Here is a 19930-nt window from a genome sequence, read left to right on the forward strand (position 1 = left end):
CGCTGAGGCCCACGCCTAGCCGAGGAGCCCCGTGAGCCACGACATGACCGCCGACGACCACACCCCCATGTCGCTGTCGCACGCCGAAGAGCACCGCACGTCCTACGACGAGATGCACGAGCCGGATCGCTCCGACTGGGGCCTGCCGCGTGTCCTGCTGATCCTCCTCAGCCTCGCGGCGGCGTGGTTCGTCCTGCAGGGCGTCCAGGGCCTCAAGGACATGGTCGGACCGGTCTTCCTGGCCATCAACCTGGTGCTGGCGGTCTCGCCGCTCCAGTCGTTCCTCGTCAAGCACCGCGCCCCCCGCTGGCTCGCCGCCGTGGTGGCCGGCGCCGTGGTGCTGCTGTTCCTCATCGTGTTCCTGGTCGCCCTCGGCGGATCGATCACCATGCTGGTGACCGAGCTGCCGGCGTACAAGGACAAGTTCATGGGCATGTGGGACCAGATCCTCGCCCTGCTCGGCCGGTTCGGCATCTCGCAGGACCAGTTGACCCAGCAGGCCAAGGGCATCAACCCGCAGTCGATCGTGTCGGTCCTCAGCGGTGTGCTCTCCAACGTCTCCGGCGTCGCCTCGCTGCTCGCCGTCGTGGTCACCGTGATCCTGTTCCTGATGATGGACTCGGTGAACTTCGGCGAGCGCATGGACAAGGCCGCGAAGTTCCACCCCCGCATCATCGAGGCCATGCGCTCGTTCGCCGAGGGCGTGCGCCGCTACTGGGTCGTGACGACGATCTTCGGTCTCATCGTCGGGGTCATCAACGTGATCGAGCTCTGGATCATCGGCGTCCCGCTGGCGCTGGCGTGGGGCGTGCTGTCGTTCCTCACCAACTACATCCCGAACATCGGCTTCATCCTCGGCCTGGTGCCCCCGGCGCTGATGGCGCTGCTCGACAAGGGGCCGTGGGCCGCCCTCGCCGTGGTCATCGGCTATTCGCTGGTCAACTTCATCGTCCAGTCGGTGATCCAGCCGAAGTTCACCGGCGACGCGGTCGGGGTCACGCCCACGATCGCGTTCATCTCGCTGATCCTGTGGGCGTGGGTGCTGGGCCCGCTGGGTGCGCTCCTCGCGCTGCCGTGCACGCTGCTCGCCAAGGCCGTCCTCATCGACTCCGACCCCAACGCCCGCTGGGCCAACGCGCTGTTCGCCGCCGACATGCGGTCGGCGGACGCGAGGACGACGGCCGAGGCCGTCGAGCCCGAGAAGGAGATGGACGGCAAGGACAAGGGTGACAAGGACAAGGGTGACAAGGGCAAGGGCGACCAGCACACCGGGGACGACGGCCGCGCGAAGGCCGGCAGGACCGACGAGCGCGGTCGCCACACCCATCGCGACGTCTGAGCCCGCGCCCCGGATGCGGGAACAGATCCCGCTCCGGGCGCGCTATGCTCGCCGAAACACGAGTCCACTAGTTGTGCTCGTGCGTGTTCCGGGGTCGGTGCAAGTCCGAGCCGGCGGTGACAGTCCGCGACCCGTACGCAGCCTGCGTGCGGTTGAAGGGGTGGAATTCCCCTACCGACGGTGAAAGTCCGGATGGGAGGAACACGGCGTACGCCCGGTCGCGGCGTGCGCTGAGGTCGGCGTACGCCGTGGCGTGCGCCCCTGCCTCGTCGACCCCGGTCCCCGTGCGGGCTGGAGGAGATCATGAGGCTGTCGCGCCGCGACATCACCGCACCAGCCCTGTTCGGGGTGCTGCTCGTCGTCGCCTGGTGGCTGCTGTCGCGGGGGGCGCCCGCCTACCTCCTGCCGTCGCCTGCCGCCGTCGTCGCGCGCCTCGGTGACCTCCTGGTGGGCGGCGAGGCGTGGCCCTATCTAGGTGCGACCCTGGTCGAGGCCCTCGCGGGCTCGGCCGCCGGCGTGGCCGTCGCCCTGCCCCTCGCGCTGCTGATCCACCGCTCGTCGCTGGCGTCGGCGGCCGTCCAACCCTTCCTCGGCGCCACCCAGGCCATTCCCGCCATCGCCCTCGCCCCGCTGCTGGTCCTCTGGGTCGGCTACGGCCTCGGCGCGATCGTGCTGCTCTGTGCGCTGATGGTCTTCTTCCCGATCCTCATCTCGGCGGTCGTGGGTCTGCGCCACGTCGACGCCGACGTCGTCGAGGCCGCACGCCTGGACGGCGCCGGCTCGCTGGCCCTGCTGCGCCACATCGAGGGACCCATGGCGCTGCCGTCGGTCCTCGCCGGCCTCCGCAACGGCTTCACCCTCTCGGTGACGGGCGCGGTCGTGGGGGAGATGGTCATGGGCGGCGCCGGGATGGGCACGATCCTCACCCTGCAACGCGATGCCGTGGACACCGCCGGCATGTTCGCCAGCATCCTCGTCCTCTGCGTCGTCGCCTCAGGCGTCTATTCGCTCATCCACCTGTGGGAGCGCCGCTCCCGCACGATCAACGCGCTGCTCAACCGCGCGTGACCCCGCGTACGCCCGTTCCCGATCGAAAGGCACTCTATGCATCGCCGTTCCCTCCTCGCCGCCTCCGCCGGACTCGTCGCGGCGGGCCTCGCCGGCTGCGGGACCTCGGGCCCCGCCGCGCCCACGGCCCCGGACGCCCAGAAGGCGACCATCGGATTGAGCTACATCCCGAACATCCAGTTCGCGCCGTTCTACACCGCCGACGTCGACGGCATGTTCGCCCGACGCGGCGTCCAGGCGACGCTGCGCCACCACGGCGCCAACGAGGGCCTGTTCACCGCCATCGCCGGAGGCCAGGAGGACTTCCTGATCGCCGGCGGCGACGAGCTCCTCCAGGCCCGAGAGCAGGGCATGGACCTCGTGGCCGTCGCGTCCTACTACCGCGCGTACCCCGTGACCCTCATCGTCAAGGACTCCTCGCCGATCCGCACCCCGACCGACCTCGCGGGCCGCACCGTCGGCCTGCCCGGACGATACGGCGAGTCGTGGTTCGGGCTGCGGGTCGCCCTCGCGGGGGCGGGGCTGACCGAGGAGCGGGTCAAGGTCCTGGAGATCGGCTACACCCAGCAGGCCGCGCTGACGACCGACAAGGTCGACGCGGTGGTCGGCTTCTCGAACAACGACGTCGTGCAGTTCGGGCTGGCCGGCGTCGGCGTACGCCAGGTCCCGCTCGCGCCGCAGATCCCCCTGGTGTCCATCTCGCTGCTGACCACGCGCGCGAACCTGACGGGGAAGCCCGACCTCGTGCGGCAGGTCGCCGACGGCATGGTCGACGGCATCGAGGCGGTCCGCAGCGACCCCGCCCGCGCCGTGGAGGTCGCGAAGAAGCACGTGCCGACCCTCGCCGTCGAGCAGCAGCGCACCGCGGCCCGCGCGACACTCGACGCCACACTGCCGCTGTGGGTCCCCGGCGGGCGCGCGTCGGGCAGGCTCGACCCGGCCCAGTGGCAGGCGATGAGCCGGTTCATGGCCGACCAGGGCCTCACGAAGGCGCCGGTCGACCCCGCCGCGGCGGTCGCACCCGACGTGGTCTCGCGATGATGGCCTGTGCCGGCGGGACGACTAGGGTGGGCGCGTGAAGACGTTTGACGGCCTGTACGCCGAGCTCGCCGAGATCGCCCGCACCCGACCCGAGGGCTCGTCGACCGTGCAGCGTCTCGACGCCGGCGTCCACCACATCGGCAAGAAGATCGTCGAGGAGGCCGCCGAGGTCTGGATGGCGTCGGAATACGAGGGCAAGGAGGCCGCGGCCGAGGAGATGTCGCAGCTGATCTATCACGTGCAGGTCATGATGGTGGCCCTCGGCCTCGAGCCGGGCGACGTCTACAGGCACCTGTGAGAACGGCGATGACATTCCCGGAACCCGGGTAGGGTTGGCCGACGTGACCGAGCGCCCCACCCTGAAGATCGCCGTCCCCAACAAGGGGTCGCTTGCCGAGTCGGCCGCCCTGATGCTCCGCGAGGCGGGCTATCGCCAGCGCACCGACTCGAAGGACCTCGTCCTCGTCGACGACGCGAACCACGTCGAGTTCTACTACCTGCGGCCGCGCGACATCGCGGTCTATGTGGGGGAGGGCACCCTCGACCTCGGCGTCACCGGCCGCGACATGCTGCTCGACTCGCGCGCCGAGGCCCGCGAGGTGCTCCAGCTCGGCTTCGGCGCCACCAGGTTCCGCTTCGCCGCACCCGCCGACGAGGACCACACCGTCGAGGGGCTGGCCGGTCGCCGGATCGCCACGTCGTATCCGGGCCTCGTCGAGGCACACCTCGCCGAGCGGGGGGTCTCCGCGCGCCTCATCAAGCTCGACGGCGCGGTGGAGTCCGCCATCCGGCTGGGCGTCGCCGACGTCATCGCCGACGTGGTCGAGACCGGGCGTACGCTGCGCCAGGCCGGCCTGGAGCTGTTCGGTGACCCGATCCTCCATTCCGAGGCCATCCTCATCCAGCGCGCCGGCCTGGACGCGCCGGCCGGTCTGGACCTGCTCGTCCGGCGGCTCTCCGGCGTCCTCGTCGCCCGCAACTACGTGATGATGGACTACGACGTGAGCTCCGACCTGGTCGAACGCGCCTCGGCGCTGACACCGGGGCTCGAGTCGCCGACCGTGTCGCCGCTGGCCCGCGAAGGCTGGGTCGCCGTCCGCGCGATGGTCCGGAAGACGGACGCCCAACGCGTCATGGACGACCTGTGGGACCTCGGCGCCCGCGCGATCCTCGTCACCGACATCGCCGCCTGCCGACTGTGAGCGCTGACCCGACGGCCGGTCCCGACGCTCCCCGCACCTGGTATCCCCGCAACCTGCTGATCTGGTCCAGCGCCTTCTCGCTGGTGCTGGTCGCGCTGTCGGTGTGGGGGTGGTTCGCGCTCGACCGGTCGATCCGCGTCCAGTTCACCTGGTTCCAGATCGGCACGCTGATCTTCTTCGAGCTGTTCATGATCGGGCTCATGATGGGCCTCGGCACGTGCACGGTCACGGCCGATCGTGCGGGGCTGCGCGTCCGCAACGGCATCGCCCGCCGCACGCTCGCGTGGTCGGAGATCGCCGAGATCCGCTATCGCCACGGCGACCCCTGGGCCTACGCGATCCACATCGACAACCCCGACGACCCGTCGCGCACCATGCTGCTGGGCGTGCAATCGACCGACGGAGAGCGCTGCCGCCAGGCCGTCGCCGAGATCAGGGAGCGCTGGCTGCGCCACCGGGCCTGACTCGGGGTCGTCCCCCATGGGTTTCGGGGCCCCGGTGTGGAACGCTGGGCACATGGATCCCGTCCTCCCCGTCTGCATCGTCCTCAGCGTCGTCGCCCTCGTCCTCGCCGTCCTGCTCTGCGTGCGCGACCGCCGCGGCCGCGCCGTGCAGTGGCTGGGGCTCGCTGCCCTTCCCGTGGGTCTGTACCTGAGCGGTCTCCTGCGACTGGTGATCGACTTTGGCCAGGCTGCGTGGCGCTGGGTCCAGCAGGTCGCGCTCAACCCCCTCACCATCACCGGGCTGGGGTTGATCGGCCTGACGGTGGTCCTGTGGGTCGTGGGCGGCTGGCTGGCCCATCGGCGCGCCACGCGGCGGGCCGTGGAGAAGTCGAGTGGCACGGCGCCCGCCGGCCGCTCGGCGGCCCCTACCGCCGTGGGTCGAAAAGCCTCGGGGGCGCCGACCCCGAAGGGCGGGTCCAAGAAGGGCGCCGCCGATCCCGAGATGGACGAGATCGAGGCCCTGCTCAAGCAGCGCGGCATCGAATAGTCGTCGGCCCAACGTTGGCTGAGCGAGCGAAGCGAGTCGAAGCCACGTTAGTCTGGCCCTCATGCCCGACACCCCCGACCACGCCCATCCCCACGATTCCTCCCTGGGCCAGGGGCGCTCGCTCGGCGGCTATTCCGACGCCTTCGCCGACGACGACGGCGCCGCGCCCGAGGCCGTACGCCGGGCCCTGGCCGGCACACGCCAGGACGGGTCGCCCCAGACCTACCTCGCCGCCGTCGCCGAGCTCTGCCTGTCGCGCCTGCTCGTGCCCCTGGTGGCCACCGGTGACGAGACGATGCAGCACGACCCCGAGCGCCAGGCGGCGATGTCGGCGGTGATGCTGCAGGCGGCCGACGGCCGCCGGGCCATGCTCGCCTTCACGGGCATGGACGCGCTGACCGCCTGGGACCCGAAGGCCCGACCCGTGCCTGCGACGCTCGACACCGTCGCCGAGTCGGCGGCGTCCTCGGGCTGCGGCACCGTGCTGATCGACCTGCAGGGCCCCGCGCCGCTGGAGATCGAGGGAGTGGTGCTCGAGCAGCTGGCGCTCGGCCGACGGCTGAGCCGCCTCGAGGACGGCTCGTTCGGCTGGCTGGTCCTGGGGGAGTGAGGCGGCCGCGCGCCGATTTCGCCGACGCGTACGCCTGGTCTAGACTGGTCCCCGACCGATTCGTCCACGGACGGATCCACAAGTGGGGACCTGATCCTCCACCCGCCACGACCTCTGGTCGTCGGGTCGGTCACGGCACAGCGCCGGGGATGCTTCATCATCCCGGAAGGCGTGGTGTCGTGGTTTTCAGGCCTCCGCGCGTGCGGGGGCCTTTGTTCGTTCCAGGCTCCTGATCCGTCGGCGGATTGATCACTTTCGACAACCAGGAGGACACATCAGCACCGAACCGCGCATCAACGAGCGCATCCGCGTTCCGGAGGTCCGTCTCGTCGGCCCCGCCGGCGAGCAGGTCGGCATCGTCCGGATCGAGGATGCCATGCGGCTTGCCCGCGAGTCCGACCTCGATCTCGTCGAGGTCGCACCGATGGCCCGACCCCCGGTCGCGAAGCTCATGGATTACGGCAAGTTCAAGTATGAGACCGATCAGAAGGATCGTGCGACGCGCCGCAACCAGACGAACACCGTGATCAAGGAGATGAAGCTCCGCCCGAAGATCGATGGCCACGACTACGACACGAAGAAGGGTCACGTCGTGCGCTTCCTCAAGGCGGGCGACAAGGTCAAGATCACGATCATGTTCCGCGGCCGTGAGCAGAGCCGTCCCGAGCTGGGGTTCAACCTGCTCAAGAAGCTGGCCGATGACGTCGAGGAGTTCGGCTACATCGAGTCGGCGCCGAAGCAGGACGGCCGCAACATGCTGATGGTGCTGGGACCGACCAAGAAGAAGACCGAGGCCAAGGTCGACGTCCAGGCGGAGAAGGACGCCCGCACGGCGGCCCGCACCGCCGAGCAGGAGGCCGAGGAGGCAGCGCTGGCCGCGCGCCGCGAGGAGTTCAAGGCCGAGCCTCCCAAGAAGAAGAAGAAGGGTCCGGCCGACAACATGGACCCCGACATCGATCTCTGATCCATCCGGATCGACTCGACACGGCACCCCGACCGACCCCGGGCGGGACCGGTCACCCGAGGGCACACCACGCCCTGCGGGAAGCCACGACAGCACAGCGATCGCTGTGCGCCTGAAGGAGCGGCAACATGCCGAAGATGAAGACGCACTCCGGTGCCAAGAAGCGTTTCAAGATCACGGGTTCGGGCAAGGTCATGCACCGCCAGGCCGGCAAGATGCACCTCAACGAGCACAAGCCCTCCACGCGTACGCGCCGCCTCACCGGCGACGCCGTCCTGCCCAAGGGCGACGCCAAGAAGGCCAAGAAGCTGCTCGGCAAGTGAGCCTCTCTTCGGGTCGTGACGCTGGTTGAGCGTGAACTTCAGGGCTCACGCTGGCTGAGCGTGAACTTCAAGGTTCACGCTGGCTGAGCGAGCGGAGCGAGTCGAAGCCCCCCACCATCCAAGACTTTCCGTGCCACCCATGAGGGCCGGCACACCGAACCAAGGAGTTACCCATGGCACGCGTCAAGCGTTCTGTGAATGCGCAGAAGAAGCGCCGCGAAGTTCTCGAGCTCGCCTCCGGCTACCGCGGTCAGCGCTCGCGCCTGTACCGCAAGGCCAAGGAGCAGGTCACCCACTCGATGGTCTACGCCTACCGCGACCGTCGTGCGAAGAAGGGCGACTTCCGCAAACTGTGGATCCAGCGCATCAACGCCGCTGCCCGCGCGGAGGGCATGACCTACAACCGCTTCATCAACGGCCTGAAGAACGCGGGCGTCGAGGTCGATCGCAAGATCATGGCCGACCTCGCCGTGACCGACCCCAAGGCGTTCGTCGCCCTGGTCGAGATCGCCAAGGCCAACCAGGGTGAGACCTCTGCTGCCTGAGCGCAGCCCGATGTCTGATCACCTGCACGCCGCCGAGCCGGCCGCGAACCGTCCCTCGCAGGGGCGGTTCCGGTCGGCTCGACGTCTGCTCCAGCGCAAGCACCGCGTGGAGTCGGGCCTGTTCCTGGCCGAGGGCCCGCAGGCCGTACGCGAGGCCCTGGCCCACGGCAGCGTCACGGAGGTCTGGGTCGAGGGTTCACGCGAGTCGAGGAGCCTGGCGCGCGACGAGCGCCCCGGTTCACGTTCTCCGAGCGAGCGCAGCGAGTCGAGGAGCCTCGCCCGCACCGCCCGCGACGCCGGCGTACCCGTGTTCGAGGTGACCCCCGCCGAGCTCAAGACCGTGTGCGACACCGTGACTCCGCAGGGGATCGTCGCCGTCTGCCACTCGGTCGACACCGAGCTCGACGCGATCCCCGCCGACGCGCGCCTGGTCGTGGTCTGCGCACAGGTGCGCGACCCCGGCAACGCCGGCACCGTCATCCGTTGCGCCGACGCGTTCGGCGCCGACGCGGTGATCCTGTCCGCCGACTCGGTCGAGCTCCACAACCCCAAGATCGTCCGCGCCTCGGTCGGCTCGATCTTCCACCTGCCGATCGTCACCGGCGCCGACCTCGAGAACACGTTGGGATTCCTGCGTGACCGGGGAATGCGGGTCCTCGCGGCCGACGGCGGCGGCACGCGTGACCTCGACGCGATGCTGGATTCCGGCGACCTCGCCGCCCCGACGGCCTGGGTGATGGGCAACGAGGCCTGGGGCCTGCCGCCCGAACACGCGGCGCTGGCCGACGAGGTCGTCTCCGTCCCGCTGCACGGGCTGGCCGAGTCGCTGAACCTCGCCACGGCCGCCGCGGTGTGCCTGCACGCCTCGGCGTACGCGCAGCGGCGCTGATTTCGGCAAAGGTATGCACGGTGCCGCGTACTCACGGCACCGTGCCCACACCATCGTCACCGCAGACATGATGTGGTCGATGATGATGCTCATGGACCTGGCGCCACTCAGGCTTCTCCGCGATTGCGGTCGTCAGCCAGCGGTGAAAAGCCCGTCGATCTGCGATCCCAGTGCCTCGGTCGCCTGCCGATGGGTCAGGGCGCCGGCGAGCACCATCGCCACCAGTCCGTTCATCGCCGCGGTCAGGGTGCGGGCTGCGCGCCTGGGGTGTACGCCGGGACCCAGCACCCCGTCATCGGCCGCCCGACGCAGCAACCCCGTGATCTCGTCCTCCGTGCCCCTCCACGCGTCGGCGATGGTGGCCGACAGGCGCTCATCGGTCGCCGCGGCGGTCACGAAGGCGAGCCAGATCGAGGCGCCGATGCGCTGTTCGGCATCGGCCGGGATGCCGGCGAGCGCGAGGTGGCGCAGCTGGGCGCGGAGGCTGGGGGAGCGGGCCGTACGGTCCGCGTACTGCTGTTCGGCCGCGCCGATCATCGCGGCGCAGGCCGCCAGGACGAGGTCGTCCTTCGACCTGAAGTAGTACTGCACCCGCCCCATCGAGACGCCCGCCGCGGCCGCGACGGAGCGCAGGGTGACACCAGGCAGGCCGGATTCGGCGATGACGGCGAACACGCCGTGGATGATCTCGGTGCGACGTTGGTCGGAGTCGACGGTCCTGGGCATGCGTACATCGTAGCAATGCGTACGCATTGAAAAGCCGGTGGCGGACGGTTACGATGCAAGTGACTTGAAACCCACCCCAGGAGTCGTCATGTCCCGCTCCGGCGTGTTTCGCCGCCATCCCGTCCGTACCTCGATCGCCGTCGTCGTCCTGGCGCCGATCGTCTTTGTCGCCGCCAACCTCGCGCTCCTCATGGCCGATCGACGCGAGGTGGGCGGGTGGAAGTCTCCGGCTGCCGAGCAGCGGTTCAACGCGGCCTACGACGAAGTGATGGCGCTGATGCCCCCATCGACCGCCCACGACTTCGCCACCGACTTCGGGACGGTCCGCGCGTACCGGTTCGAGAAACCGGGCGCTGATGCCGCCTATCGGGCGCGTACGCCGCTGCTCCTGCTGCCGGGGCACAGCGCCCCGGCGCCGCTGTGGTTGGGTGACCTGCCGATCCTGCTGGAGGACCGGCCGGTGTGGGCGCTGGACCTGCTGGGCCAGCCGGGGAAGAGCGTCCAGACCCGGCGCGTGGCCGACGGCGCCGACCAGGCCCGCTGGCTCGACCAGGTGATCACCCAGACCCGCGAGCCGCGCCTGCACCTCGTGGGGCTCTCCTTCGGCGGGTGGACCGCGGTCAACCATGCGATCCGGCATCCGCGGGTCGTGGCCAGCCTGAGCCTCGCCGATCCCGCGCTGGTGTTCGGGATGCCGCCGGCCCCGATGATGATCGCCTCGATGTTCACGACGTTCCCGCTCATGCCGAAGGCCTACAACGACTGGTTCGTCGAGTGGATCAACGGCGCCCCCGTCGACCCGTCCGTGCCCGAGGCGAAGATCGTCACGGCGGGCATCGACGAGTACGCCGTCCGTCAGCCGGTGCCCGAGGTGCCCACCGACGAGCAGCTCCGGTCACTGCGCATGCCGGTGATGACCGTCATCGGCGGCCGCAGCGAGGTCAACGACGCCGACGTGGTGGTCCCGCGCGCCCGCGCGATGATCCCCGGCATCGACATCACCGTCGACCCCGACGCCGGGCACGGGGTCAACGGTGAGGCCTTCGACCGACGGGTGCTGGCGTTCGTCGCCGGCGTCGACTGAGTCGGACGGTCGTGAAGTTCGTGCCGACCGGGGTCACCGCGTCAGCGCATCAGTCCCGCGACCCGGGGAAGCCAGAGCGAGAGTTCGGGCACGAACTGCACGATGAGCAGCATCACGATGAGTGACAGGAAGAACGGGAGCATCGGTCTGAAGACGTCCTCGACCTTCTGGCCGGCCACGCGGGCGCCGACGAAGAGGACCGGCGCCGAGGGGGGCGAGATCACCGCGATGCACATGTTGAACGTGATCATGATGCCGAAGTGGATGGGGTCGATCCCATAGTGCTCGGTGGCGATCGGCAAGAAGATCGGCGTGAAGATGAGGATGGCCGGGGTGGCGTCGAGCGGGATGCCCACGATCAGCAGCAGCACCGCCATGATCAGCAGGAACACGACCTTCGAATCGGTCAGCGAGACCATCCACTCACCCATGAGTTCCGGGATGTCTGCGAACGTCATCGAGAACGACATGATCGTCGACAGCGCGATCAGGAAGATCACCACCGAGCTGGTCCGCGTCGCCTCGAGCAGGAGCCTGGGGAAGTCCTTCACCGTGATCTCGCGGTAGACCAGCGAGAGGACCGCTGCGTACACGACGGCGATGGCCGCGCCCTCGGTCGGGGTGAACGTGCCCATGATGATGCCGCCGATGACGATGACGATCAGCAGGAGACTCGGCACGGCGCGGCCGAAGATCTTGAGGCCCTCGACGAAGGGTGGGAACCCGGCGCCACGGAGCTCGGGGCGCTTGCGGGCGTACCACCACACGATGACCATGCACGAGACCGCCCACAGCATTCCGGGGACGTACCCCGCGAGGAACAGTGCGCCGACGGAGGCCTGGGAGACGAGGGCGTACACGATCAGGGTGTTCGACGGCGGGATGAGCATGCCGGATGGCGCCGACGAGATGTTCGCCGAGGCGGCGAACGACATGTCGTAGCCGTCCTTCTTCTGGGCCGGCGCCATGATCGAGCCGACCGCCGAGGCGCCGGCCAGGGCCGAGCCCGAGATCGCCCCGAACAGCGCATTGGCGATGATGTTCGTCTGGGCGAGGCCGCCCGGCATGCGGCCCGTCATGGCGCGGGCCAGGTCGATCAGGCGTTTGGCGATGCCGCCGTGGTTCATGATGGCACCCGCGAGCACGAAGAGAGGGATGGCCAGGAGCGGGAACGAGTCCACGCCGTTGTAGATCTTCTGGGCCGACGTCTCGAGGGCGTCTTCGCCACCCATGAGCATCATGAGGGCGACCGCCGACGGCAGGCCGATCGACACGGAGACGGAGACGCCGATCGCCATCAGGGCAAACATTCCGCCGATGAGAATGACTCCGACGAGTGCTGCTTCACTCATGCTCAGATCCCCTCTTCCACGATGGCGTCGATGTCGATCTCGTTGGGATCGGCGACCTCGATCTTCTTGGTGATCGTGTGGAGGATGTGCAGGATCGAATAGATGACGATCAACCCTCCCGCGATGGGCAGGGCCAGATAGAGCTGACCCTGGCTGACCGGCAGCAGCTGCACGACGTCCGACCAGCTGTTGGCGGAAATCCGGCTGCCACCCCAGACCATGATCCAGGCGGCGAAGCCGGCCACGATCGCGTGGGCCAGGACCTCGACGGCCTTCACAATGCCCGCGGGCAGCCGGCGCACCAGGAAGTCGATGGCGACGTCGTCGTTCTCGCCGATGACGTAGGCCGCGCCGATGAGCCCCTGCCAGATGAACACCGTCCGAGCGGCGACCTCGGTCCACGGGTTGCCCGAGTGGAGGACCTGGCGTACGAACACCTGCCACACGACCAGGGCCACCAGCACGGCGAACAGGACGATGCAGAACCAGCGCAGGAAGGCGTCCAGTCCCGCCTTGAACTTCCAGACGGCGTTCATCTCAGTGGGGCCCCGTCCTCACTTGGCCGGGAAGGCCTTGTTGGCCGCCTGGACGGCCTCGTACAGCTTCTTGCGGACGTCGTTGTTGATCGCGGCGTCCACCTGAGCCTTGACCGCCGCCTTGAAGGCCGCCATGTCGACGTCGTCGTTGAACTTGGCCCCCAGCTTTTCGGCAGCGGTCTTGGATTCCTGGGCATAGGTGACGAGGCCCGCGTCGGCCTCGGTGCGCAGCTCCCCCACGAGCTTGAGGAACGTGGTGCGGTCGGCTTCGCTCATCTTCCCCAGCGTGTCGGTGTTGATGAGCAGGTAGTCCGGGATCATGAGGTGGCGGGTGTAGGAGTAGAACTTCGACACCTCGTCGTGCTTGAGGGCGTGGAACACCGTCTCGTTGTTCTCGGCCCCGTCGAGCACGCCGCTCTGGAGCGCGGTGTAGACCTCGCCCTGGCCCATGGGCGAGGCGACTCCGCCCATGGACTGCAGCATCTTCACCTGCGAGTCCGACTGCTGGACGCGGATCTTGAGGCCGGCCATGTCGGCCGGAGACTTGATGGCGCGTTTCGCGTTGTAGATGTTGCGGGTGCCGGCGTGCAGCGCGGCGAGCGCCGTGATCTTCTTGGAACCCTCGATGGACTTCATCAGGCTGCCCATCACGGCCTGGTCGCCGAACACCTGGTTCTGGGCCTCCCGGCTGTCGAACATGTAGGGCAGGTTGAACACGATGAAGTCCGGGTTGAACGACTTCATGACCGGGCCACCGATGTACATCATGTCCACGGTGCCCTTCGAGACGTTCTGGACGACCTCGTTCTGGCTGCCGGGCTGCTCGTTGCCGTAGACCTTGATGTCGTAGCGCCCCTCGGTCGGCTCCTTGAGCTTCTTGCCCATGGCCTCGGCGGCCTTGAACTGCGGGTGCTGCTCGGTCTGGTCGAAGGCGAGCGTGAAGGTCGTCTTCTTGGCAGCCGTACCACCGCCGCCGCCGGTGCCGCCTCCGCACCCGGTGAGCCCCGCGAGGCCGAGGGTGCCGAGGCCGACGGCGATACCGAAATCCCTGCGCCTTATTGCGTCTCCTTCAGGTCTGCACGGAGACCCCGCTGTCCCCGCGGCGACCGCGTTCAGCATCTCGAACGCGATTCAGCTTGGCGGACAGTCAATCCCGGTCAGGCGGCCCCGTCAAGATCGTGGATGACAGCGAGACCGAGTCGAGACCTGCGTACGCCGACCGGGGCGCGAGCCCCGCGGACGCACTGCCCAGAAGTCCCTAGACTGGCCCGTGCGCCGAACCGACCGGCGCCGCACGCCACCGAGCCGAGGGGAGCCCATGTCCGGGCCGAACACGAACTTCGATCCCGTCCAGGTCACGCCGCTGAACGGCGACGAGATCGACCGCTTCGTCGCCGACGCGCTGGCCGCCTTCGAGCAGGCCGCCTCGACGGCCGAGCTCAAGCAGGCCCGCATCGACCACACGGGCGAGCGCTCGCCGCTGGCGCTCGCGAACCGCGAGATCGGCGCTCTGCCGCCGCAGGCCCGCAAGGAGGCCGGCGCCCGCGTGGGCCAGGCCCGCGGGCGTGTGAACCAGGCGCTCAAGGCCCGCCAGACCGCCCTCGACGAGGCCGAGGTGGAGGCCCGGCTCGCGGCCGAGGCCGTCGACGTCACGATGCCGGTGTCGCTCGCGCCCCGCGGCGCGATCCACCCCATCACCGGCATGATGGACCTCGTCAGCGACATCTTCGTCGCGATGGGCTGGGAGATCGCGGAGGGCCCCGAGCTCGAGGCCGAGTGGCTGAACTTCGACGCCCTGAACTTCCCGCCCGACCACCCGGCGCGCTATCTCCAGGACACCCTGTTCGTCGACCCGGTCGACAGCCACCTGCTGATGCGTACGCACACCTCGCCCGTGCAGGCCCGCGCGCTCCTGGAGCGCGACCTGCCGGTCTATATCGCCTGCCCCGGCAAGGTCTATCGGGCCGACGAGTTCGACGCGACCCACCTGCCGGTCTTCCACCAGGTCGAGGGCCTCGTGGTCGACAAGGACATCTCGATGGCCCACCTGAAGGGCACGCTCGACCACCTCGCCAGCGAGCTGTTCGGGGGCGTCACCACGCGCTTTCGCCCCCACTTCTTCCCGTTCACCGAGCCGAGCGCCGAGGTCGACCTGCAGTGCTTCATCTGCAAGGGGGCCGACTCGACCTGCCGCACCTGTGGCGGCGAGGGCTGGATCGAGTGGGGCGGCTGCGGCGTGGTCAACCCCCGCGTGCTCGTGGCCTGCGGCATCGACCCGGAGGTCTATTCCGGCTTCGCGTTCGGCATGGGCATCGACCGCGGTGTCATGTTCCGCAACGGCGCCACCGACCTGCGTGACATGGTCGAGGGTGACGTCCGCTTCTCCCGCTCTCTCGAAGGGATCGCCCGATGAAGGCCCCGCTGTCCTGGCTCCGCGAGTTCGCCCCCATCCCGGCCGACGTGCCGGTCCACGCGATCAGCGACGCGTTGGTCCGCGCCGGCATCGAGGTCGAGGGCGTGCAGGCCGGCACCGAGGTGACCGGCCCCGTCGTCGTCGGCAAGGTGCTCGAGCGCACGCCGGAACCCCAGAAGAACGGCAAGACGATCAACTGGTGCACCGTCGACGTGGGCGAACACAACCCGGACGGCGAGCCCGCCGACCCCCAAGCGCCTCGAGGCAGGGGCATCGTCTGCGGCGCCCACAACTTCGACGTCGGTGACCACGTGGTCGTCTCGCTGCCCGGCGCCGTGCTGCCCGGCGGGTTCGCCATCGCCGCGCGCAAGACCTATGGCCACGTGTCGGACGGCATGATCTGCTCGACCGTCGAGCTCGGCCTGCCCGAGGACGGCGACGGCATCATCGTGCTCGACGGCGAGCCCGCGGTCGGCCAGCCGGCCATGCCGCTGCTCGGCGCCGACGAGGTCATCTTCACCCTCGAGGTCACGCCTGACATGCCCCATTGCCTGTCGATCCGCGGACTCGCGCGCGAGCTGGCGCAGGCGTTCGACGTGCCGTTCACCGACCCTGTGGGCGGGGACCACGCCGAGGCGTCCGGGAGCGTCGGCGTACGCCTGGACGACCCGCGCTGTGCGCGGTTCGTCGCCCAGCGCGTCACCGGCATCGACCCGACCCGGCCCACGCCGGCCTGGCTGAAGAAGCGCCTGGTTGCGGGCGGCGTACGCTCCATCTCGCTGCCGGTCGACATCACCAACCTCGTGATGCTCGAGATCGGCCAGCCTCTCCACGGCTATGACGCCGCGAAGGTCGCCGGCACGATCGTGGTCCGCGACGCGGTCGAGGGCGAGACGCTGACCACCCTCGACGACCAGCGACGCACGCTGCGCGCCGGTGACCTCGTCATCGCCGACGACTCGGGGCCCATCGGCCTGGCGGGCGTCATGGGCGGGGCCGCCACCGAGCTGTCCGACACGACCACCGAGGTCGTGATCGAGGCCGCGGCGTTCGACCGCGCCTCGGTCTCGCGCACCGCACGCGCCCACAAGCTGCCGTCCGAGGCGTCGCGTCGCTTCGAGCGCGGCGTCGACCCGGCGGCCGCGTACGCCGCCGCCCGTCGCGCCGCCGACCTGTTCGTCGACCTGGCCGGGGGGACGATCGACGAGGCCGTGACGGTCGTGGGCGAGGTCCCGGCCCCCGTGCCGGCCACGCTGCCCGCCGACCTGCCGCAGCGCATCCTCGGCATGCCGGTCGACACGGAGACCGTCGTGGCCGCGCTGACCGGCGCCGGCATCCGCGTCGAGCGCACGGGCGAGTCGCTCGCGGTCACGCCGCCGACGTGGCGACCCGACCTGCGCGACCCCTATGACTACGTCGAGGAGGTCGGCCAGAAGGTCGGCCTCGATCGCATCGTCGGCGTCCTCCCGCCCGCCCCCGGGGGGCGCGGCCTGACCGCGGCCCAGAAGGGGCGCCGGGCCGCGGTCGGCGCGCTGGCCGGGGCGGGGCTCGTCGAGGTGCTGACGTTCCCGTTCCTCGCGGAGGGCGACCTCGACAAGCTCGGGGTCCCGGCCGACGACGCGCGCCGCCGCCTCGTGCGGCTGGCGAACCCGCTGGCCGAGACCGCGCCGTTCCTGCGCACCACGGTGTTGCCCGGGCTGTTGGCCTCGGCGACCCGCAACGCCAGCCGCGGCCTCGATGACGTCGCGCTGTTCGAGGTGGGCTCGGTCTTCCGCGCCGAACCTGGCGCCGGGCCCGCGCCCATGCCGCCGGTCGACCGCCGACCCACCGACGCTGAGGTCGCCGCCATCGACGCGGCGCTGCCCCAGCAGCCGCGCCACGTCGGCGTCCTGCTGGCCGGCAACTGGCAGCCGGCGCGCTGGGACCGGCCCGCCGAACCCGTCACGTGGCAGCACGCGATGGCGCTCGTCGACGTCCTCGCGACCACGCTGGGCGTCGCGCTCGAGCGCCGCACGGCCGCGGTCGCGCCCTTCCACCCGGGGCGCTGCGCGGAGGTCCTCCTCGCGGGGTCGGTCGTGGGGCTGGCCGGTGAACTCCACCCGAAGGTCGCCGAGGCGTTCGGCCTGTCCGCCGGGGCGTGCGCGGTCGAGCTCGACCTCGACGCGCTGCTGGCGGCCCAGCCGGGCCCCGGCACCATCGCGCCGCTGTCGAGCAACCCGGTCGCCAAGGAGGACGTCGCGCTCGTCGTCGACGCCGGAGTGCCCGCGGCGGATGTGGAGCGCGCCCTCGTCGAGGGGGCCGGCGACCTGCTGGAGTCGATCCGGCTGTTCGACCTCTACACCGGCGACCAGGTCCCCGCGGGCAAGAAGTCGCTGGCGTACGCGTTGCGCTTCCGCGCGCCCGACCGCACGCTGAAGGACGCCGAGGCCGCGGCCGCGCGCGACGCGGCGGTGGCGCGGGCCGGCGAGGCGACGGGGGCCGAGCTGCGTTCGTGACTTTTCGCTCGTCAGTGACGATCCTGAGGCGCCAGAGCGCGCCGAGATCGCTGATCGCGAGCGAAAAGTCACACCCATTGACCGGGGCGCCTAGCCTCGATACATGTCGTCTGCCTGGAATGCGCCACCCCGGCCCCGCCGCGGGCGTCGACCCGTGCGGCAGGGGATCGCCTTCGGGCTGCTGCTGGTCGCGATCGAGGTGGTCGGTCCGCTGCTGCCCGGCCCCGGCCGCACCATCGCCCTCGACGTCGTGGGGCCACTGGTGGGTTCCGCCTGGGCCTGGGCGCTGTTCGCGGGCTGGCTGGGCCGGGGCGCGCGTACGGGCTGGTGGGCCGCGTCCAGCGGAGCGTTGGGGCTGCTCGCCGCCTCCCTGGTGCGCAACGTCGCCGACGCGGTCACCGCACTCGCGCGTGGGGCGTCGTTCGACCAGGCCCTCGAGCGGCTGACGCCGAACCTCGCCTTCTGGGTCGCCGGACCCCTCGTCCTCGGTGTGATGGCCGGCCTTCTGGGGTGGCTCACCACCCGCCGGGACGCGCTCGGCGCCGCGGCGGGGGTCGTCCTCGGACTGGGGCTGAGCGGCACCATCGCGGCGGGGCTCCCCGCAGTGCTGCGGGGCCACAACGCCGCACAGACCGTGACCTCGGCGGTCGTGATCCTGCTCGGGCTCGCCTTCGCGGCCAGGTCGGCGTACGCGGCGGTCCGGCGCCAGTCTGCGTACGGACCGGAGGCGTCGGTGGGTGCGCCCGAGACGCCGATCCGTCACTACAGCCCGCCGGGGCGGTGGCAGGCGTACGCGCCCGAACCGACGCAGGCGATGCCGGCCCACGACGACGATCCGACCGAACAGTTCCCCGCGGCGCCGCAGACCCCCAGCGATCCCTGGCACGAGGGCGACATCCCCACGCGGGCCAACCCGCTGCGGCGTCGGTAGCTGACGCCCGGTCGCTCAGCGCGGCATCCTCCGCCACACCGCGCGCGGGATGAACGGGGCCGGGGCGAACATGGCCCGCAGCTGCCACGGGATCCACAGGTCGACCCCGGAATCCTTGGCCAGGAAGGAGACGACGGCGTCGGCGACCTGGCCCGGCTTGCTCGAGAACGGCGCCGGGTCCATGCCGTCGGTCATGCGGCCGATGACGAAGCCGGGACGCGCGATCACCAGGCGTACGCCGGTGCCGTGCAGTGCATCCGCGAGTCCCGACGCGAATCCGTCGAGGCCCGCCTTGGCGGATCCGTAGACGTAGTTGGCCCGGCGTACGCGCGCTCCCGCGACCGACGAGAACGCGACGATGGCGCCGCGGCGCCGCTCCCGCATGGTGTTGGCCAGCACGGTCAGCAGCGAGGCCTGCGCGATGAAGTCGGTGTGGAGGATCTTCACCGCCGCCCGGTGGTCGCGCTCGGCTTCGGCCTGGTCGCCGAGGATGCCGAAGGCGAGCACCGCGATGTCGATGGGGCCGACCCGGGCCTCGATGTCGGCGACCAGCGCGTCGTGCCCGTCGGTGTCGTCGGCGTCGAACTCGACGACCTCGACGCGCGTCGCCCCGGCCGCCTCGCAGGCGAGGACCGCCGTCTCCATGCGCCCGGGGCGGGCGGCCAGGACGACGGTGTTGCCGGGGGCGAGGCGCGTGGCGATCTCGAGACCGATCTCGCTGCGGCCGCCGAAGATGGCGATGACCTGAGAACTCATGGCTCCAGCCTGCCAGCGTGCTTGGATGGGGGAGTGATCGACCCCGACCTGACCCTGACCGGCGACCTCGTGCGTCTGGAGCCCCTGCGCACCGACCACGTCGGCGCACTCGAGGAGGCGGCTGCCGACGGCGAGCTCTGGAACCTCTTCTACACCTCGGTCCCTGCGCCGGGGGCGATGGCTGACGACGTGGCCGAGAAGCTCGCGAAGCGGGAGGCGGGAAAACTGGCCCCCTTCGTGGCGGTGAGGTTGAGTGACCAGCAGGTCCTCGGCGTGACGACCTACTGCAACTTGGCGCTGGAGGTGCCGCGGGTGGAGATCGGCTACACGTGGAACCGCGCGTCGGCCCACGGCTCCGGCACGAACCCCGACTCCAAGCTCCTGTTGCTGACCCACGCGTTCGAGGGTCTCGGCTGCGCGAGCGTGGTCCTCCGGACCAACTTCATGAACTTCCAGTCCCGCGAGGCGATCGCGCGGCTCGGCGCCCGCCAGGACGGCGTTCTGCGCAATGACGTCCGCGATCGCGAGGGCAACCTCCGCGACACCGTCCAGTTCTCGATCCTGCCCCACGAGTGGCCGGCGATCCGCACGAACCTGCAGCGGCGGGTGGCGCGCCACCGGGGCTGACCGCGCATCAATGGCGTAACTATTCCATCTATGGCATAG

Annotated in this window: 22 protein-coding genes and 1 riboswitch; of the genes, 17 read left to right on the top strand and 5 right to left on the bottom strand. The window is 70.2% G+C overall.

Annotation, left to right across the window (positions count from 1 at the left end; translation table 11 throughout):
* Positions 1 to 31: 31 nt before the first annotated feature.
* The 12 genes from ACYVAG_RS06065 to ACYVAG_RS06120 all read left to right on the top strand — a co-directional run bounded on the left by ACYVAG_RS06065 (position 32) and on the right by ACYVAG_RS06120 (position 8971).
* Positions 32 to 1339 carry an AI-2E family transporter gene (locus tag ACYVAG_RS06065; protein WP_460767926.1) on the top strand — a complete coding sequence of 436 codons (1308 nt, stop codon included), beginning with the start codon at positions 32 to 34 and terminating at the stop codon, positions 1337 to 1339.
* 80 nt (positions 1340 to 1419) lie between these two features.
* A riboswitch (FMN riboswitch) is annotated at positions 1420 to 1547 on the top strand.
* Positions 1548 to 1642: 95 nt separating this feature from the next.
* Positions 1643 to 2407 (top strand): ABC transporter permease, encoded by a 765-nt coding sequence (locus ACYVAG_RS06070; protein ID WP_460767929.1) that lies wholly within the window; start codon positions 1643 to 1645, stop codon positions 2405 to 2407.
* 36 nt (positions 2408 to 2443) lie between these two features.
* On the top strand, positions 2444 to 3448 hold the full coding sequence (locus ACYVAG_RS06075) for an ABC transporter substrate-binding protein (RefSeq protein ID WP_460767932.1): 1005 nt from the start codon (positions 2444 to 2446) through the stop codon (positions 3446 to 3448).
* Positions 3449 to 3482: 34 nt separating this feature from the next.
* Positions 3483 to 3746 (top strand): phosphoribosyl-ATP diphosphatase, encoded by a 264-nt coding sequence (locus ACYVAG_RS06080; RefSeq protein WP_460767935.1) that lies wholly within the window; start codon positions 3483 to 3485, stop codon positions 3744 to 3746.
* Between the two features lie 43 nt (positions 3747 to 3789).
* Entirely contained in the window at positions 3790 to 4650 is an 861-nt protein-coding gene (hisG, locus tag ACYVAG_RS06085) for an ATP phosphoribosyltransferase (RefSeq protein WP_460767938.1), read from the top strand.
* Entirely contained in the window at positions 4647 to 5114 is a 468-nt protein-coding gene (locus ACYVAG_RS06090; protein WP_460767941.1) for a PH domain-containing protein, read from the top strand. Before hisG ends, ACYVAG_RS06090 begins: the two co-directional genes overlap by 4 nt.
* A gap of 52 nt (positions 5115 to 5166) precedes the next feature.
* On the top strand, positions 5167 to 5640 hold the full coding sequence (locus ACYVAG_RS06095) for a hypothetical protein (RefSeq protein WP_460767944.1): 474 nt from the start codon (positions 5167 to 5169) through the stop codon (positions 5638 to 5640).
* Positions 5641 to 5701: 61 nt separating this feature from the next.
* On the top strand, positions 5702 to 6250 hold the full coding sequence (locus ACYVAG_RS06100) for an SseB family protein (protein ID WP_460767947.1): 549 nt from the start codon (positions 5702 to 5704) through the stop codon (positions 6248 to 6250).
* Positions 6251 to 6542: 292 nt separating this feature from the next.
* Positions 6543 to 7214, top strand: a complete 672-nt coding sequence (infC, locus tag ACYVAG_RS06105) for a translation initiation factor IF-3 (protein WP_460768047.1) — start codon at positions 6543 to 6545, stop codon at positions 7212 to 7214.
* A gap of 128 nt (positions 7215 to 7342) precedes the next feature.
* Entirely contained in the window at positions 7343 to 7537 is a 195-nt protein-coding gene (rpmI, locus tag ACYVAG_RS06110; RefSeq protein ID WP_460767950.1) for a 50S ribosomal protein L35, read from the top strand.
* A gap of 173 nt (positions 7538 to 7710) precedes the next feature.
* On the top strand, positions 7711 to 8082 hold the full coding sequence (gene rplT / locus ACYVAG_RS06115; RefSeq protein ID WP_460767953.1) for a 50S ribosomal protein L20: 372 nt from the start codon (positions 7711 to 7713) through the stop codon (positions 8080 to 8082).
* A 10-nt stretch (positions 8083 to 8092) separates the two neighbouring features.
* Complete coding sequence (locus ACYVAG_RS06120; protein WP_460767956.1) at positions 8093 to 8971, top strand: TrmH family RNA methyltransferase; 879 nt, start codon at positions 8093 to 8095, stop codon at positions 8969 to 8971.
* A 132-nt stretch (positions 8972 to 9103) separates the two neighbouring features.
* On the opposite strand, the gene ACYVAG_RS06125 is transcribed toward ACYVAG_RS06120, so the two are convergent.
* Positions 9104 to 9697 (bottom strand): TetR/AcrR family transcriptional regulator, encoded by a 594-nt coding sequence (locus tag ACYVAG_RS06125; protein ID WP_460767959.1) that lies wholly within the window; start codon positions 9695 to 9697, stop codon positions 9104 to 9106.
* An 88-nt stretch (positions 9698 to 9785) separates the two neighbouring features.
* Between ACYVAG_RS06125 and ACYVAG_RS06130 the strand changes: the two genes are divergently transcribed.
* Entirely contained in the window at positions 9786 to 10781 is a 996-nt protein-coding gene (locus tag ACYVAG_RS06130) for an alpha/beta fold hydrolase (RefSeq protein WP_460767962.1), read from the top strand.
* Positions 10782 to 10822: 41 nt separating this feature from the next.
* On the opposite strand, the gene ACYVAG_RS06135 is transcribed toward ACYVAG_RS06130, so the two are convergent.
* The 3 genes from ACYVAG_RS06135 to ACYVAG_RS06145 are packed head-to-tail and all read right to left on the bottom strand — an operon-like array spanning position 10823 to position 13788.
* Positions 10823 to 12133: a TRAP transporter large permease gene (locus tag ACYVAG_RS06135; protein WP_460767965.1), complete on the bottom strand. Its 1311-nt coding sequence runs from the start codon at positions 12131 to 12133 to the stop codon at positions 10823 to 10825.
* A gap of 2 nt (positions 12134 to 12135) precedes the next feature.
* A complete protein-coding gene (locus ACYVAG_RS06140; protein WP_460767968.1) occupies positions 12136 to 12669 on the bottom strand; it encodes a TRAP transporter small permease in 534 nt (177 codons plus the stop codon).
* A gap of 18 nt (positions 12670 to 12687) precedes the next feature.
* Positions 12688 to 13788 carry a TRAP transporter substrate-binding protein gene (locus tag ACYVAG_RS06145; protein WP_460767971.1) on the bottom strand — a complete coding sequence of 367 codons (1101 nt, stop codon included), beginning with the start codon at positions 13786 to 13788 and terminating at the stop codon, positions 12688 to 12690.
* Positions 13789 to 13987: 199 nt separating this feature from the next.
* Here ACYVAG_RS06145 and pheS point away from each other — a divergent pair, with 199 nt between their 5' ends.
* The 3 genes from pheS (at position 13988) to ACYVAG_RS06160 (ending at position 18508) form a co-directional block, all read left to right on the top strand.
* Entirely contained in the window at positions 13988 to 15082 is a 1095-nt protein-coding gene (gene pheS / locus ACYVAG_RS06150; protein ID WP_460767974.1) for a phenylalanine--tRNA ligase subunit alpha, read from the top strand.
* The gene (gene pheT, locus ACYVAG_RS06155; RefSeq protein ID WP_460767977.1) at positions 15079 to 17577 is read left to right on the top strand and encodes a phenylalanine--tRNA ligase subunit beta; all 2499 of its coding nucleotides are present in this window, start codon (positions 15079 to 15081) and stop codon (positions 17575 to 17577) included. Before pheS ends, pheT begins: the two co-directional genes overlap by 4 nt.
* Before the next feature lie 103 nt (positions 17578 to 17680).
* Positions 17681 to 18508, top strand: a complete 828-nt coding sequence (locus ACYVAG_RS06160; protein WP_460767980.1) for a hypothetical protein — start codon at positions 17681 to 17683, stop codon at positions 18506 to 18508.
* A gap of 15 nt (positions 18509 to 18523) precedes the next feature.
* On the opposite strand, the gene ACYVAG_RS06165 is transcribed toward ACYVAG_RS06160, so the two are convergent.
* Positions 18524 to 19264, bottom strand: a complete 741-nt coding sequence (locus ACYVAG_RS06165) for an SDR family NAD(P)-dependent oxidoreductase (protein ID WP_460767983.1) — start codon at positions 19262 to 19264, stop codon at positions 18524 to 18526.
* A 33-nt stretch (positions 19265 to 19297) separates the two neighbouring features.
* Between ACYVAG_RS06165 and ACYVAG_RS06170 the strand changes: the two genes are divergently transcribed.
* Positions 19298 to 19891, top strand: coding sequence for a GNAT family N-acetyltransferase (locus ACYVAG_RS06170; protein WP_460767986.1), 594 nt, complete (start codon positions 19298 to 19300; stop codon positions 19889 to 19891).
* Positions 19892 to 19930 lie beyond the last annotated feature (39 nt).

The organism is Mariniluteicoccus flavus (assembly GCF_054776655.1).